Genomic DNA, 16,715 nt, shown 5'->3' on the forward strand with positions numbered 1-16,715 from the left:
AGTTTGGCTTTCACCTCCCGAATATTGTACCACATTTTAAGTTGTCTCGATATGACATTGCTAGAAATTCACCACATACAAAAAGCATCCCTTTGGACAATCCAGTCCACCGGAATGCTTTTTGTATGTACGAGCTCTAAGATGCTACCAGCCTTACGCGTTTCTCATTTCCTGCTCAGCTAGTTTACTCCATGCCTCTGCAGCTGCACGTTGTTCGGCCTCTTTCTTAGAACGCCCAACACCTACACCATAACATGTATCATCTAGTACAACTTCGATTACAAATTCACGATCATGCGCTGGTCCACGTTCTTCGATAATGCGATAATCGATTGCTCCAAGACCAATATGTTGTGCACGCTCTTGTAATTTCGATTTTGCATCTTTCATTAGCAAACCATAATTATTCGAATCAATGTAAGGGAACATATACTGTTCTAGAAATTGCTTTGTCACTTCAATTCCTGCATCCAAATACAATGAACCAACAAATGATTCAAATAGATCAGCTAGTAACGCTTGACGCTGACGACCACCAAGCTGTTCTTCCCCGCGTCCCAACAATACATATCTACCAAAATCTAATCGTTCTGCAAAATGAGCTAATGACGGCTCACAAACAACGGAGGCACGCATACGCGTTAATTCGCCTTCAGGTCGTTTGGTGTACGTTTTGTACAAGTATTCCGATACGAGTAATTGCAATACCGCATCACCCAAAAATTCAAGCCGCTCATTATCCTGGACTGAGCCGCGCTTGTGTTCGTTCACATAAGAAGTATGTGTAAATGCTTGGCGTAGAAGTTTCACCCTTGTAAAATTGAGCTGCAGCTTAAGCTGCAGCTCATCAAATAAATCATGCTTCATATTTTCTCATCATGATGGATGCATTATGTCCACCAAAACCGAATGAGTTAGATAATGCGACCTTAACATCCGCTTTACGAGGCGTATTAGGCACATAATCCAGATCAAGTTCTGGATCTAGGTTGTCAAGGTTGATTGTTGGGATAATTATTCCATTTTGCAGGATTAGGGCTAATATTACGGCTTCTACACCGCCAGCTGCACCAAGTAAATGACCAGTCATTGACTTCGTAGAGCTTACTGCTAATTTATAAGCGTGATCACCAAATGTCATTTTCACAGCTGTTGATTCAGAAATATCACCAACTGGAGTAGACGTACCGTGTGCGTTAATATAATCCACTTCAGAGGGATCAATACCAGCATCTTTCACCGCATTCGTCATACAACGAGAGGCACCAGATGGATCTGGCTCAGTCATATGATGAGCATCTCCACTCATACCATAACCGATCACTTCTGCATAAATTTTCGCACCACGCGCTTGTGCATGTTCAAGCGATTCAAGAACTAGAATGCCTGATCCTTCGCCCATTACAAATCCATCACGATCCACATCGAAAGGACGACTTGCTTTTTCAGGCTCGTCGTTACGAGTAGACATTGCTCTCATCGAGCAGAAACCTGCCATACCAGTCGGACGAATCGTTGCTTCTGCTCCACCAGCGATCATAACTTCAGCATCGCCTTGTTGAATTAGTCGGAACGAATCACCAATCGAATGTGTTCCTGAAGCACACGCTGTCACTGATGTTGAGTTAGGTCCTTTTGCTCCAGTAATCATAGAAACTTGACCAGAAGCCATATTGGCAATCATCATCGGAATAAAGAATGGATTAACACGTTTTGGTCCTTTTTCTAGAAGTATCTTATGCTGATCCTCAAAAGTTCCAAGACCACCGATACCAGAACCGACAATTACACCCATGCGCTCTGCATCTACATTTTCACCGATTTTCAAGCCGGAATCTTCAATTGCTTTCAAGGTTGCTGCCACAGCGAATTGTACGAAACGATCCATACGACGAGCTTCTTTCTTTTCTATACCATAGGTTTCAAGATCAAAGTCTTTGACCTCAGCAGCAATACGCGTTGGATATTCCGAGCAATCAAATTGCTCAACTAACGACACACCTGACTTTCCTTCCATCAGGTTGCCCCAGAACTGATCTAATTCGGAACCTAATGAAGTTAAAATACCCATTCCAGTTACTACAACTCTGCGTTTCATATTGTTCACCCCTACTACTATTGAATTACCTTTATCTATATCAAAAAGAATTGATTGTCATCAGTTCTCATTTTCATCTGTTAAGATCACACTTGTGTGGGGGATTGAGTCAAGTCCCGTTAATACTAACGGGACTCGTCCAAACCTAGGTATGAGATTGTATGTAACTTAATACATCTCCAACCGTAGAAATTTTTTCAGCATCTTCATCAGAAATTTCAATGTTGAACTCGTCTTCAAGCTCCATAATAAGTTCAACTACATCTAGTGAGTCAGCATTCAAATCTTCTTTGAAAGAAGCTTCAGCTACTACTTTATCTTGCTCTACACCCAAGCGATCAACAATAATGTTGGTTACACGTTCTTGTACATCGGACATCCGATTCACCTCCTTATCGTATTATACGAAAACCGATACTAAAATGCTATCTTTCCGAAAAAGTTATTACAATTTTCTCACGCCAAACGATGAAACAAAGCCCAGCAACGTGTACGGTACGAGTACACAAGCGGTCATACGCACGAAGCTTAAAATAAAGGTTCAAAACATTCGCTTTTTGAGCTACTAATTCCAATAAAAGTTCAAAAAGCGGGCTTTCGCAAGCCGAGCAGGTGAAGCGCTACTTGAGAAAGGCGGAAGCGCAAGTGTACGTTACTGGTACATGCGATCCTACAATGTTTCTGCAAGAAACATACATCGGAAGCTTAAGCTATACTTTCCAAGTTCGTTTCAGATACGATGCCGACTAAGCTTCGTTAGTATATCCATCGTTATCAAAGTCCACTTTTTGAAGTTACCTCACATGTACATGCCGCCATCTACGTGGATAGTTTGGCCCGTCATATACGACGCTTCGTTTGAAGCCAAGAAGCGAACGGCATTGGCAATATCTTCGACATTTCCAAGCTTAGCAAGTGGTATTTGAACTTCCAATGCTTGCTTCATTTCTTCTGGTAATTTATCCGTCATTTCTGTTTGGATAAATCCTGGTGCGATGCAGTTAACTGTAATGTTACGAGACGCTAGTTCTTTGGCACTTGCCTTCGTTAAGCCGATAACACCAGCTTTCGCCGCAACATAATTGGCTTGACCAGGGTTACCTAACACACCCACTACAGATGAAATATTAATTATCCGACCAAAACGTTGTTTCATCATTGGACGAGTCACCGCTTTAATCCCATTGAACACGCCTTTTAGATTCGTTTCGATGACTTGATCAAATTCTTCTTCCTTCATGCGCATAATTAGATTATCACGAGTAATGCCTGCATTATTGACTAAAATATCGATAGTACCAAATTGTTCAACAACTTGCTTCACCATATTGTCAAATTCAGCAACAATACCAACATTTGCTTTAATCAAAATCGCTTCACGACCAAGCGCGCGAACTGCTTCTGCCGTTTGTGTTGCAGCCTCTTCGCTACCTGAGTAGTTAATCGCAACATCCGCGCCAGCTTCCGCTAAAGAAATAGCGATTGCACGCCCAATACCACGAGATGCACCAGTAACTAATGCTTTCTTACCTTCTAAGCTAGCAAACATAGTATACCTCCTACAACTTTTTGTAGCTTCGAGATTGACTTCTTAGTAACAAAAAGTCACTTCGGAAGCATAATCCAAACTTTTCATTAGCTTCTTGATACACTCCTTGGAAATGAAAAGTATATCGAAAGCATATTTTCTACGAAGAAACTGTTAAAGTGTACGTTCAAAAAGTGGGCTTTCAGAACCGAGAAGATGAAACGCTACTTGTGAAAGGTGGAAGCGCAAGTGTACGTTATTGGTACACGCGAACCGCACTTTCCAAGTTCGTTTCATATTCGATGTCGACTCTGCTTCATGCATGACTTCGTTATCAAAGTCCACTTTTTGAACATCCCCTAATTGACTCTAATGCCTCTAACTTGTTAATCGTAATTATTTGAACACTACGATCAATTTTCTTAATTAAACCTGTTAGCACAGAACCTGAACCTATTTCAACAAATGTATCTACACCAAGGTCAATTAGTTTCAACACCGTATCTTCCCAGAGAACTGGAGCGCATACTTGACGTTCAAGTAGTGACTTAATCTCCGCTGCATCAACAACAGGCTCAGCCGTTACATTTGCAATAACTGGAATTTTCGCGTCTTGCATCGCTACATTAGCAAGTTCAGCTGCAAGCATCGTTGCTGCATTACCCATTAAAGAAGAATGGAATGGACCACTCACTTCAAGAGGAATAACACGTTTCGCGCCAATCTCTTTGCCACGAGCAACCACTTCATTCACACCAGCAACTGAACCAGATACAACAATTTGTCCTGGGCAGTTAACGTTAGCAAGCTCAACCGCATGACCTTCAGCAGTAACAGCTTCACATAGCCGTTGAAGCGCTACACGTTCCGCACCTAACACCGCTGCCATAGCACCTTGACCACTTGGTACAGCTTGTTCCATATATTGACCACGTGAACGAACCGTACGTACAGCATCTTCAAAGGTAATTGCGCCAGCAGCTACAAGAGCGCTATATTCACCAAGGCTATGCCCTGCAACATAATCAGCTTTCAATCCTGCTTTCTCAACTAATTTCAAGAACGCTGTGCTAACCGTTAACAGTGCTGGCTGCGTATTTACCGTTTGTTTCAGGTCACTATCTGGACCCTCAAAGATTAAATTGCTTAACGAAAAACCAAGCGCCGCATCCGCTTGCTCAAAAATCAAGCGTGCATCTGCATCATGCTCATAAATATCTTTCCCCATTCCAACAACCTGAGCACCTTGCCCAGGAAACACGAAAGCTATTTTGCCCACCTAATAACCTCCTAAAACTTTTTGTTAACTTCTCGATTAGCCTCTTAGCAACAAAAAGTCACATCGAAAGCATATACAGTCAATTTATTACTTATCCAATTAGCTCCAAGGATATCGCAGAAGACATCCAGCGAGTAGCACAACGTACATGAAATGTACGTAAGCACGATACTAATCAATGAATGTGATCTTTAACGTCGACTAAGCTACGATAGCATACTCATCGTTATCACAGTCGGACATTTTGAATCTCCTCTATTACCAGACGATTACAGTGGCTCCCCATGTGAGCCCCCCACCAAACCCAACCAAACAAAGTTTGTCGCCCTCTTTCACTCTACCTTGCTCAACTGCTTCTGCTAAAGCGACTGGAATCGACGCTGCAGACATATTACCGTATTTATCTAAGTTGATCATCGCTTTGTCTTCTGACAATTCCAATCGATTAAGTGATGATTGAATAATACGAATGTTCGCTTGATGCGGAACAAGTAGATCGATATCAGCCTTCGTCAATCCAGCTTTCGCAATCGCTTCTTCAGCTGCATTCCCCATAATACGAACTGCAAACTTAAACACTTCATTGCCCGCCATATAGATAGAATGCTCTTTATTCGCAATAGTCTCAGCAGATGCTGGGTTGCGAGAACCACCAGCGCTTACTTTCAACAATTCGCCACCAGTGCCATCTGCTCCAATTTCAAACGATTGGAAGCCACGACCCGCCGGAACTTCGCCGATAACTACTGCACCCGCTCCATCTCCGAATAAAATACAAGTGTTGCGATCGGTATAATCTGTAATGCGAGACAATGTCTCTGCTCCAACAATAAGTATACGACGATACATTCCACTTTGAATTAATGCATTCCCTGTTACTAAGCTATAAATGAATCCTGAGCAAGCAGCTGATAAGTCAAATGCTGGACATTTCGCACCGAGTCTCGCTTGTACTAGACACGCCGTTGATGGAAATGACATATCAGGAGTAACCGTTGCTATAATAATTAGATCAATATCGTCCACTGTAAGCCCTGCATTAGCAATAGCTTGCTCTGCTGCTTTGAAGGCAAGATCAGAAGTAGCCTCGTCGCTCGCAGCAATGCGACGTTCTTTAATACCTGTACGCGTTACAATCCATTCATCATTTGTATCGACCATTTGTTCTAATTGCTGATTTGTTAATACTTGTTCAGGTACATATTTACCCGTACCAAGAATACCTACTGGAATAGCATTCATAACTACGATCACTCCTTATTGATTTCTGCTTTTATTGATGTAATAAGCCCACTGCTTACTGCTGTTTTCGCTTGCTTTACCGCTGCTTGAACTGCTCTTGAATCCGAAGATCCATGAATTTTCAGCACTAACCCATTAAGGCCCAACAACGGTGCACCACCAAATTCATTCGGATCAAGTGTCTTTTTCAAGCCTTTAAGCTTAGGTAACATAATAGCCGCTGCTAGTTTCGTTAAAAAATTCAATTTAAATGCCTTTTTCAATTCATCAAAAATGGTAGATGCTGCACCTTCATACGACTTCAACATAATATTTCCTGAAAAACCATCACATACAAGCACGTCGCATTCACGATTAAGGATCGCCTTCGATTCTACATTACCAATAAAGTTCAGATTGCTCTCTTTAATAAGTGAGTATGCAGCCTTCGTGACTTCATTCCCCTTCATTTCTTCCGAACCAATGTTCAACAAGCCAATTCGAGGATTTTTCAGTCCTTCTACTTTTTCGCGATAGATGCTGCCCATCACAGCATACTGCCTAAGCTGCTCAGCAGTAGCATCCATATTCGCACCGAGATCTAGAGCTAGCATTCCAACTTTATCAAGTGTCGGTAATAGCGGTGCTAAGGCAGGACGTTCAATACCAGCAATTCTACCTACAACAAGTAGTCCTGTTGTCATTAACGCTCCCGTATTTCCAGCTGATAGCATCGCATCAGCTTCACCATCTTTCACTAGCTTCCCTGCCATAACCATCGAAGAATTCTTCTTACGACGAACAGCTTTTACAGGTTCGTCATCAGCTTCAATGACTTCATCAGCATGAATAACTGACAGATTACTTAGTTTTAGATCACCAATTAGAGCGTTAATGACTTGCTCATTACCCACTAGAACAAGTTCAATATCTTGATTGTCTTGTGCTGCTGCAATAGCACCCGCAACAATTTCTTTCGGGGCATTGTCACCGCCCATAGCATCAATTGCAATTTTCATAATCATTCTCCTCCTCAGCTGCTTGTCACATCTGAACGATAGATCACGAAGGTACCTTGAAACACCAATTCATCGCTCACATAGGTGTTAAGTTCTACTTTTGACTTGCTTCGTTCTTCATTATTTAAGCGAACATATGCCTTCGCTATACATTTTTCCCCAAGCTTCACTGGTCTAACAAATCGTATGTCTGATGTAGCAGTAAGTGCGATTGGACAATCAATAACTGCAACAGCTAATGAATTAGCTTGTGCGAATAAGTGATGTCCCCTAGCAATTCCTGTTCGAGAAAATACGTGCTCTTCTCGAATTTCAAAAATAGATATTCCACTACGATCAAGCTGCAGATCTACGATATCGCCAATAACTTCATCAAGTGGTAAAGATCGAATTGAATCATGGGAACGTTCAGCCATTTCTTTCATACGCTCACGCAATTCCGGAATTCCTAATTCCAAACGATCAAGTCGAATCGTCTGAATACTAACTTTCAACACCTTCGTTAATTCACGATCAGTCACAAACGGATTATCCACTATATATTGAGTCAGCAGTTGATGCCGTTCACGTTTTGTTAACTTCGCCATGTCGGCACCACTCTCCTGTCATATTGATTCATTACGTAAAACTCTTTTTACCTTTAGTATCAAATTTTAATACCTGGTACTAAAATAGTATAATTGAGATTTATGCGAAGTGCAATCTATTTATTCACAGCCAAATTCTTGGACCATCCTTTAAAAACAAAATAGCACCTTATCCGAAGATAAGATGCTATTAGGAAAAAAATTATTGAGAAATAATCTCTTTTGTTTTGTAATATCCACAAACTTTACATACGTGGTGACCTAGTTTTAGCTCTCCACATTGCTCACATTTCACCATACCTGGAACAACTAGTTTAAAATGCGTACGACGTTTATCACGGCGAGTCTTAGATGTTCTACGTTGAGGTACTGCCATATTTCCCACCTCCTTCACAAGTTCAAGGAATATTATTCCTTAAAGAAATCTTTCAACGACTCTAGTCGAGGATCGATTCTCTCTTTACTACATGTACATTGATTTTCATTAAGATTACTACCACATTGCGCACATAAGCCTTGACATTCGGTTTTACATAACGGAGCAAAAGGCATAAATAATTGCAAATACTCCTCCACAAATGGCTGCAAATCTAAACGTTCAGTGGCAATCTCAATAAGATCACTTTCTTCGTCTTCACCTGCACTGTTCTTGTCATCAGGTGAAACGGGCTTGAATTGCTCAGCGAATGGAATACTTGAGTGAGTATGAGTCGACTCAAGACAACGAGAGCAAGCTAATTCCATATCTATTTCAAGATTTCCCTCAACGCTAACGATTTCACCTTCCGGTTTAACTGTTAATTGAATATGTAAAGGGTCAGTAGAAATTACATCCTGACGATTACGAAATAGCTCTGTTACATCTAGTTGTGTATTCACGATCTCAGTTTGATCTTTTGCTAACAATTCTTTCAAACGAAACTGCATAATATCACCCCAAACAGACAAAGTTTATTATATCCATCTAGCTCATGTTTTGTCAAGAATATCACGATCTATTTCTTCTGTCGAATGTCAACTTTGTCCACTAGTTCACCATTGTGCTATATTAACATTATAAGAGATCATTTTAGAAAGGAAATTTAAGCCATGAATGCAGTCGGCCTAATCGTTGAATACAATCCTTTTCATAATGGACATCTGCATCACCTACAACAATCTAAGCAGATCGCGCAGCGTGACGCTGTCGTAGCTGTGATGAGCGGACATTTTTTACAGCGCGGTGAACCTGCACTACTCGATAAATGGACACGCACCAAAATGGCATTAGAAGGCGGTTGTGACCTCGTAATCGAGTTACCTGTTGCCTATGCTACATCATCCGCAGAATGGTTTGCACATGGTGCTATCGCTTTGCTACAAGCTACAGGAGTAGTAGACAGCTTCTGCTTCGGCACAGAGAGTGGTCAACTGGCACCTCTATTGCAAGCAGCTAAGCTTGTCTCAGAAGAATCGCCACAATTCAAACAACAGCTCGAATCCTATCTTACGCTTGGATTAAGTTATCCGCAAGCCTATAGCTCTGCGCTCCATCAGTTATATGATCAACAGTCGTCTGTCGATGATGCTCACCAAGATGAGCCATTTCGCTTCGACTTACCTAATCATACACTAGGTCTTCATTATCTGATTGCCAAGGAACGTATGAAAAGTTCAATGACTCCTTATACAATCACTCGTGAAAAAGCACAATATCATGATCAGCTACCTACTGACCTTGCCATTGCTAGCGCTACAGCGATTCGCAAACTATTATTGGAGCATTCCTCGCTGGATATGATTAAGCCATATATGCCAAGCAGTACATACGAGCTACTAATAGAGCAGCAACAACAAGGTATTTCACCTATGCACTGGGAGTCTTTCGCTACACCATTATTCCATACGCTTGCCGTTAGCTCTAGCGATAACTTAGCGACTCATCGTGAAATTGAAGAAGGATTACAACATCGCATTAAATATTGTTTACGTTCATTGCCACACTATACTTTAGAGCAGTTACTCTTGCAATTGAAAACAAAGCGTTACACGAGAACTAAGCTACAAAGAGCGTTATTAGCTATCTTACTGCAACACCAGAAGCAGCATTTTCAGCGTGATCAGCTTGCAAGCGGTATTCAATATATCCGTGTATTAGGTTTTACGGAGCGTGGCCAATCCTTACTCAAGCAGATGAAACAAACAGCAACCGTTCCTGTCATTCACTCCCCCGCTGCTGTCGCTAAGCCTTCTACTTATCTTGAACTGGATATTGCAGCTACTGCTGCTTACATGCTTGCAAGATCACCAGACCAACCAGAACTAAGTCTTCTCGATTACACACAGCCACCTATTCGGTTATAGAAGCGATGACATCCATCGCTTCTTCTAATGTTGAAACTGCGATAATTTCCATCTCACTTCGTAATTTACTTACTTTCTCGCTGGCCTCATCTTTGTTTCCTTGTGGGACGATAAAAATTTCGGCATCTTGCTCATCTGTGGAGAATACCTTTTGCTTAATCCCCCCAATTGCGCCAACATAACCTTCAGCATCAATTGTACCTGTTACAGCAATTGTACGCCCTTTCGTTAGATCACCGTCTGTCAGCTGATCGATAATCGTCAACGTCAGGACAAGCCCTGCTGACGGCCCTCCGATCGAACTTGAGTCAAACTCTATTTTATACTTGTCCTCTTCAGGAACAATATTGCGTATTTGCATAAAACCATCGATAGCTAGCTGCTTAGCAATGGTTACGTCATCCCAATTGTGTCCATTATTATCTAATGTTATAACTATCCGAAGCAACTCAGATATTCGCTCAACCTGTAACTCGATCGATGCAGCTTCTTCATGTTCATTCAACCATACAGCTATATCCTCAACTGACTTTACTGGCAGAATACCCTCATCACTAAATATGCCATCGATACGATCACCCGATAGGAGCTGATCACCCGAATTGGATTCTATTAAAGATGATGCTGTATTGACAAAAAGTTGTTGAGGTTCATTGTGGTAAGCAATATTTAAGTAACGATAAGCTGCTTCTAATGCCTGATCATACGATCCTTGCATCATTGTCATCGCGCGCTTTGCATATTGCCCAGCAGACTCTCCACCTAACACTTCATACTTCCACATTACAGTTCTATTCGCTTGAAAAACGGATAACAATGAATCCCATATATTAGGTGTTTGCATCAAAACCGCAGTCAACAGAAATGTACCTCGCTTCTGCTGCTCTAACTCCGACGAAGAATCCATTGGGACTGAATTGGTATCATTACTTCCATCTATAACGGTTACAAATGAATGTGATGAAACGGCAAGTCCTGGCTTAATTACGACGAAAGGTGATGGTGCGTATAGTAAAATCGCCATCGCTACAATCGTAATAAGTGCTGTTTTCACCATCGTTTTATATTGCATTTCAAAATTGTTCTTCTTCAACATAACATCTCCTTACATATAAAGGTCTATTCTGACAAGCTATCGCGTAAAAATAAGTGATGAATAAACCATTCACATGTTTGTAAAGGAGGGATTCGCTTGCATAAAACATTCATTATCGCTGGATTATTATTAACTATTGTACTCTCAGTCGTGTTATCTCCCCATATTGCACTACAAGCTTCACTTGGTGGATTGAATATATGGTGGAAATTAGTTTTCCCTGGTTTACTACCATTTTTAATATTATACGAAATCATATTAGCATTCGGCTTAATTCACGGTATTCAAGCAGTGTTATCACCATTCACTTCAAAACTATTGAAAATGCCACGAGTAGCAAGTCTGCCATTCATTATGAGTCTGCTAAGTGGATTTCCTGCCGGTGTAGAACCTACATTGAAGCTATTACAAGATAATCAATTATCCAAACAACAAGCACAACGTCTACTAGGCTATATGCATTTTCCTAATCCCATTTTCGTTACCGTAATTATAGGCGCTGGCTTTTTCCGCGCACCAATTATTGGACTAATTATAATTAGCACTATCTGGATTTCAGCATTTATTCTGATGACCGCACATAGTTATCTTGCTACGCGAAAATCCAAAGCTCAGTCTGATGTCAACAACTACCAGCATGCTCAAGTTAACTTCGCAGCTAGTATGGAGCTTGGTCGTAAGCTTGATGGGCGCGGACTAGGAAAAGTGCTCGGTGATAGTGTAGCTGTAAGTGTGCAAAAGCTTTTTATGATCGGAGGCTTCATCATTTTCGCTTCTGTCATTGCCGCTTTCGCCACTTCTTTGCTCGACGTGATTCGTTTACAGCTGCCATTCTTGTCACAAGCAATACTTGAATTACATATTGGAAGTTACGCCATTAGTTCATGGACGATGAGCCAACAGTCCGTCTTACTCGGCTGCGCGCTGCTCGTTGCTTGTCTTACCTTCAGTGGACTTAGCGGCATTTTGCAAGTTAGTTTCTATACTGCTGGTCAGGCACTACATATGTTTCCATTCATTAAATACCGATTCATCCATGCCATCTTCGGTTTTTTCATGACGTATATATTATGGAAGCCACTTAGCTGGGTATTTAGCAAGTGGCTTCGTATCGAATATCAAACTGTTTTTTTTACTTCAGGAGAAAGTTACGTCCCTGCATCATATCAAGCACAACAGCTTCCATTTATATGGAAGGAAAGTCTCGTAATATGTAGTCTGTTCATTATCGTCATAACAGTTATTACGTTATGGAGAAAGCTTTATGTGAAGGATCACTTGTTCTAATCTGGAGTTGGAGAAACTATGGGCGCTGTGGACCACATTTTTCGCGTAATCGTTGCTCCACCTTTGGCGGTACCAATTGTGAAACATCACCTTGGAATTGGGCAATTTCTTTGACAATGCTTGAACTAAGATACGAGTATTTCGGATTAGTCATCATAAATACCGTATCGATACCATCATCAAGCATATAGTTCGTTGACGCTAGCTGTAACTCATATTCAAAATCAGTTACGGAACGAATGCCACGTACGATAACACTTGCTTGCTTCAAGCGCATAAATCTAACGAGCAGATCACGGAAGCTATCTATCTCGACATTTGGAAAATCCTTGGTCGCTTCAGCTAGTAGTTCTTTGCGTTCATCGACTGTAAATAATGGGTTTTTACTTGAATTATTAAGTACCGCCACAATTAGACGATCATATTGACGTGCTGATCGTTGAATGATATCTAAGTGACCATATGTAACAGGATCGAAAGTTCCGGGATATACGGCAACTCTTTCGGGACGCTGTAGTGTATTGCTCATCCTTTTCACTCCTAAAACTTTTTGTTAGCTTCTTGATTTTCCACTTTCCAACAAAAAGTAGCTTCGTAAGCATTATATTGTATAAATTATTCGGTAGTATTCATTGCAGCTACATGTCGATAAATCGTTACAGCGATATCGCCATACTGATTTGTACGAAGTTGTTCAAAGCCATTCAATTGATGTGGATATTGCATTTTGACATCATGCTCCACAACGATCGTTGCATCTTCCGCCACTAAGCCCAGCTCCATCATTTGTAACATCCATGCATCCATATCAACGATGCGATAAGGCGGGTCGAGAAATATTAGATCAAATTGTATGTTGCGTTTTGCTAGTACCTTCATCGCTCTAGCTGCATCATTACGATAGATTTCGATCGCTTCACCGGCACCAACTAGTTGAACATTACTACGAATAATATCAACGCTTACCTTTTCTTTATCAACACATATAACCTGTTCAATACCTCGACTCCACGCTTCAATCCCTAGTCCGCCAGTTCCTGCGAATAAATCAAGCGCTTTACCTCCGTCAAAGTATGGTCCGATCATACTGAATATTGCTTCCTTCACCTTATCGGTAGTCGGTCTAGTACCTTGGCCTGGTACGGCCTGCAATGCTCTTCCCTTTGCTTTACCAGCAATTACTCTCACCGTATGTCCCTCCCTAATGCAAGTCTTATTAATCGTACCATACAACGATTATCGATGAAAGATTACTCTTCCGTATTTTTTTTGAATCATAAGTATATTTTCGGATGATCTTGTCCACAATATAATTATCGGCGTCTAAGATGTCGTAGACAACCGCGGAGAAGGCTTACGTTTCCCCATAAGTTCTTCATCCGGTTTCTCCTCTCCCATTTTTTTGGATAGAGGCCCTATTTATAGGGCCTCGCTATTTTTATTTTAAAAACCTTCACATCACTCATGCCATTAACATCCAATTAAATAACTATATATTTTTGAACAAAAGAAATATACTAATGGTATCATTATTATTCGCTTGCATTATGCTTGGGGTAGCAACAACGATCACTCTACCTGAAGCAAAGAACGTTCTTTTATTAGCTGGAGTTTCCATTACAATTTTCGCCGCTGTTATGGTTTGGCGAAAACTGTTCATTCCTTACATTATGTAGATTGTGGCAATCGGTCTAAGCTTATTGGCCTTTTTCTTTATAAGTGCAAGTGCTGAAATCCAACAAAATCATGTTAGTGATATCGTTACTAATATCAATCAATTAACCGAATTAACGAAGAAATTAGATAGCTTAACTAGCGAAAACAGTCATTCCGAACTATAGAATAATCTGCTAATACGAGGAATCTGATCTATAATGATCATCGATAATAAGGAGAGAAACAATTGGTAAAATCACTGATTTTCGATATGGATGGGACTCTATTTCAAACGGATAAAATACTAGAACTAGCTCTTAACGATACTTTTGACCACTTACGACAACTAAACAAATGGGATACTGAAACCCCAATTGATAAATATCGTGAAATTATGGGTGTACCTTTACCAAAAGTATGGGAATCGTTGTTACCTCAGCATTCCAATGAAGTAAGAGAACAAACTGATGCCTATTTCTTAGACAAATTAGTTAAAAATATACGAAGTGGGAACGGTGCTTTATATCCAAATGTAAAGGAAGTTTTCAGTTACTTAAAAGAGAATAATTACTCAATCTACATAGCTAGCAATGGTCTAAAAGAATATTTACAAGCCATCGTTAGTTATTATCATTTGGATAATTGGGTCACTGAGACATTTAGTATTCAACAAATAGATACGCTTAATAAAGGTGATTTGGTTAAATCAATTATTAATAAATATAATATTAATACCGCAGCAGTAGTTGGAGATCGTTTATCAGATATAAATGCAGCTAAAGAAAATGGGTTAATTGCAATTGGATGTAATTTTGATTTTGCACAAGCAGATGAAATGGCTCAGGCAGATATCATTATTGAAGACTTACTAGAACTAAAAACGATATTACATAATATAGACTTAAAATAAATTGAAGTTTTTAAAAATAGGCTGTCTTTCAATCATTGGTTCAATGACTGAAGACAGCCTATTATCTATCCTACTAGCGAATTTTGCTAGCTTAACTACTAGCAGGTTTTTGACCACTAGCTTTACGTAGCTCATTGGCTAATCGATTAAACTCACTACGCGCTTCTTTGTTTTCAGTAGCGAAATACGCTGCGCTTAAAAACTTTATTACTTTATTTGCATCTTCAATACTCATCTTGTGAGCCTCTCTTTCTACTGACCCATTTCCATGTTCATCGTTATCCGTATCAGTACCTTTGGGTGGTCCGCTACTATTTTCTTGCTTCAACAATTGTAGCTTTTCATTAACTTTATTAACAAATGTCGACCAACCAGACCATTTACCATCTGCATTCATCAGTCTTGGACAGTTTTTCCCGCTCCAATCATAATGACGGCGTAAGCGATCTATCCCCCAGCTACGCTCATATAACATTTTGGCTACTAGCCCGGCGGCATGATTAAGCGTTAAGCTATAGTTACCACTTTCACAGATCTCGATTCCAATGGATGTACGATTCCCACTTTTCACATCACTGCCATCGCCAGCATGCCAACCTACTTCATTCAGCGGCAACACTTCAATCGTTTCCTTCTCATCAATAACAATATGAAAAGATGCTACCCGAGTATTTGAAGTATTTGTAAGCCATGCACGTTCATTTTTCGCCGTGCTGGATGGATTTCCTGTGTTGTGAATCGTAATGGTCGTTGGCTCTAATACTAGTGATGGTCGTCGATTATAAGGAGTAGTTTTCGGTATATGATCCTGTCTGTACTCGTTACTCATTAACATATCACTATCCTCATCCCACTTTTTGAACTCCACATAATTAATTGATAAATAGAACTTTTGCATAGTTGTCCCACTCTAATCTGATTTTTAGTAGATTCATAATATCCCTCGGCTTAACAAAGCTAGTTGAGCCACCAAGCCGTGTTTCTACAAGCACTCCGTTAACATACACTTTCTTACTTTTCCAATCTACTTTAGCACCATATAATTCAGCAATTTTACGAACAGGGATATACGTAATTCCTCTGTCCAAATAAGCAGCACAATATAATAGCTGATCGACCATTACAGGTACAAGACTAGCCCTTTCAAACCCGCTTTCAGGCTTGAATTTGACCGTAGCCGTATCAAACGTACCCAAATTGTATTTTGTTATAAGCGACATAATTTTCGAGGAATAGTTAGGGTCTGTTGCGTAGCCAGCTAATCGAATTTGCTCTGCTTGTTCTATTGCAGTTTTGGCCTCCAGCACTTTAGCGTACCTCGTATTGTTGAACAACTCATCTTGATCCTTATAATAATGATATAACGTGCGATATGCTCGAAATGCAGCTTTCTCCTTCACTTCTTGACCGCTGATAAATTCCCATGTCCCTTTTGTTACTGCATCTCCGCGCCAATATGGAGTTAGCTTTCCACCACCTACTTTAATACCGCCAAGATTATTCCAGGCGTGAAGAACTCCACCCGTTTCTAATAAGCTTTGTGCTAATCTAACCGAAGGTAATATGGGAGAACCTTGCTGACGAATCAATACAATTGTAGGTACTATTGCAGCAAAAAACTGTTGTCTCGTTAACTCGCTCAAGTTCTCATTCACTCCCTTTTTGCTCATAGTTTGAATTCTAGTAATTCT

General features: G+C 40.4%; 18 protein-coding genes. 3 read left to right on the forward strand and 15 right to left on the reverse strand.

Features of this window, described 5'->3' with window-relative positions; translation table 11 throughout:
* Nucleotides 1-153: 153 nt before the first annotated feature.
* From rnc to AC1TO5_RS01880, 10 genes are all read right to left on the reverse strand, one after another.
* Nucleotides 154-867, reverse strand: coding sequence for a ribonuclease III (gene rnc, locus AC1TO5_RS01835; protein ID WP_482061080.1), 714 nt, complete (start codon nt 865-867; stop codon nt 154-156).
* Nucleotides 857-2,098 carry a beta-ketoacyl-ACP synthase II gene (gene fabF, locus AC1TO5_RS01840; RefSeq protein WP_482061081.1) on the reverse strand — a complete coding sequence of 414 codons (1,242 nt, stop codon included), beginning with the start codon at nt 2,096-2,098 and terminating at the stop codon, nt 857-859. The genes rnc and fabF overlap by 11 nt, the downstream gene beginning before the upstream one ends.
* A 145-nt stretch (nt 2,099-2,243) precedes the next feature.
* Nucleotides 2,244-2,477, reverse strand: coding sequence for an acyl carrier protein (locus AC1TO5_RS01845; RefSeq protein ID WP_482061082.1), 234 nt, complete (start codon nt 2,475-2,477; stop codon nt 2,244-2,246).
* Nucleotides 2,478-2,897: 420 nt separating this feature from the next.
* Complete coding sequence (fabG, locus tag AC1TO5_RS01850) at nt 2,898-3,647, reverse strand: 3-oxoacyl-[acyl-carrier-protein] reductase (protein ID WP_482061083.1); 750 nt, start codon at nt 3,645-3,647, stop codon at nt 2,898-2,900.
* A 313-nt stretch (nt 3,648-3,960) separates the two neighbouring features.
* Nucleotides 3,961-4,905 carry an ACP S-malonyltransferase gene (gene fabD, locus AC1TO5_RS01855; protein WP_482061084.1) on the reverse strand — a complete coding sequence of 315 codons (945 nt, stop codon included), beginning with the start codon at nt 4,903-4,905 and terminating at the stop codon, nt 3,961-3,963.
* Between the two features lie 258 nt (nt 4,906-5,163).
* Nucleotides 5,164-6,147 carry a beta-ketoacyl-ACP synthase III gene (locus tag AC1TO5_RS01860; RefSeq protein ID WP_482061085.1) on the reverse strand — a complete coding sequence of 328 codons (984 nt, stop codon included), beginning with the start codon at nt 6,145-6,147 and terminating at the stop codon, nt 5,164-5,166.
* An 8-nt stretch (nt 6,148-6,155) separates the two neighbouring features.
* Complete coding sequence (gene plsX / locus AC1TO5_RS01865; RefSeq protein ID WP_482061086.1) at nt 6,156-7,145, reverse strand: phosphate acyltransferase PlsX; 990 nt, start codon at nt 7,143-7,145, stop codon at nt 6,156-6,158.
* 14 nt (nt 7,146-7,159) lie between these two features.
* Nucleotides 7,160-7,732 (reverse strand): transcription factor FapR, encoded by a 573-nt coding sequence (fapR, locus tag AC1TO5_RS01870; protein WP_482061087.1) that lies wholly within the window; start codon nt 7,730-7,732, stop codon nt 7,160-7,162.
* Nucleotides 7,733-7,934: 202 nt separating this feature from the next.
* Nucleotides 7,935-8,108 (reverse strand): 50S ribosomal protein L32, encoded by a 174-nt coding sequence (gene rpmF / locus AC1TO5_RS01875; protein ID WP_482061088.1) that lies wholly within the window; start codon nt 8,106-8,108, stop codon nt 7,935-7,937.
* Between the two features lie 32 nt (nt 8,109-8,140).
* A complete protein-coding gene (locus tag AC1TO5_RS01880; RefSeq protein ID WP_482061089.1) occupies nt 8,141-8,659 on the reverse strand; it encodes a YceD family protein in 519 nt (172 codons plus the stop codon).
* Nucleotides 8,660-8,821: 162 nt separating this feature from the next.
* Between AC1TO5_RS01880 and AC1TO5_RS01885 the strand changes: the two genes are divergently transcribed.
* Nucleotides 8,822-10,075 carry a nucleotidyltransferase gene (locus AC1TO5_RS01885; protein ID WP_482061090.1) on the forward strand — a complete coding sequence of 418 codons (1,254 nt, stop codon included), beginning with the start codon at nt 8,822-8,824 and terminating at the stop codon, nt 10,073-10,075.
* Here the strand turns inward: AC1TO5_RS01885 and AC1TO5_RS01890 are convergent.
* Nucleotides 10,062-11,171, reverse strand: a complete 1,110-nt coding sequence (locus tag AC1TO5_RS01890; RefSeq protein WP_482061091.1) for a S16 family serine protease — start codon at nt 11,169-11,171, stop codon at nt 10,062-10,064. The genes AC1TO5_RS01885 and AC1TO5_RS01890 overlap by 14 nt on opposite strands.
* Before the next feature lie 96 nt (nt 11,172-11,267).
* On the opposite strand from AC1TO5_RS01890, the gene AC1TO5_RS01895 reads away from it, so the two are divergent.
* Nucleotides 11,268-12,458, forward strand: a complete 1,191-nt coding sequence (locus AC1TO5_RS01895; RefSeq protein WP_482061092.1) for a hypothetical protein — start codon at nt 11,268-11,270, stop codon at nt 12,456-12,458.
* A gap of 16 nt (nt 12,459-12,474) precedes the next feature.
* Here the strand turns inward: AC1TO5_RS01895 and coaD are convergent, their stop codons facing one another.
* The gene (gene coaD / locus AC1TO5_RS01900; protein ID WP_482061093.1) at nt 12,475-12,987 is read right to left on the reverse strand and encodes a pantetheine-phosphate adenylyltransferase; all 513 of its coding nucleotides are present in this window, start codon (nt 12,985-12,987) and stop codon (nt 12,475-12,477) included.
* An 86-nt stretch (nt 12,988-13,073) separates the two neighbouring features.
* Nucleotides 13,074-13,691, reverse strand: coding sequence for a 16S rRNA (guanine(966)-N(2))-methyltransferase RsmD (gene rsmD, locus AC1TO5_RS01905; protein WP_482061094.1), 618 nt, complete (start codon nt 13,689-13,691; stop codon nt 13,074-13,076).
* A gap of 670 nt (nt 13,692-14,361) precedes the next feature.
* On the opposite strand from rsmD, the gene AC1TO5_RS01910 reads away from it, so the two are divergent.
* Nucleotides 14,362-15,024 (forward strand): HAD family hydrolase, encoded by a 663-nt coding sequence (locus AC1TO5_RS01910; protein WP_482061095.1) that lies wholly within the window; start codon nt 14,362-14,364, stop codon nt 15,022-15,024.
* A 91-nt stretch (nt 15,025-15,115) separates the two neighbouring features.
* Here the strand turns inward: AC1TO5_RS01910 and AC1TO5_RS01915 are convergent, their stop codons facing one another.
* Nucleotides 15,116-15,922: a peptidoglycan recognition protein family protein gene (locus AC1TO5_RS01915; protein ID WP_482061096.1), complete on the reverse strand. Its 807-nt coding sequence runs from the start codon at nt 15,920-15,922 to the stop codon at nt 15,116-15,118.
* The gene (locus AC1TO5_RS01920; RefSeq protein ID WP_482061097.1) at nt 15,897-16,667 is read right to left on the reverse strand and encodes a glucosaminidase domain-containing protein; all 771 of its coding nucleotides are present in this window, start codon (nt 16,665-16,667) and stop codon (nt 15,897-15,899) included. Before AC1TO5_RS01920 ends, AC1TO5_RS01915 begins: the two co-directional genes overlap by 26 nt.
* Nucleotides 16,668-16,715: the final 48 nt, after the last annotated feature.

This window comes from Paenibacillus sp. Y930 (assembly GCF_056786375.1).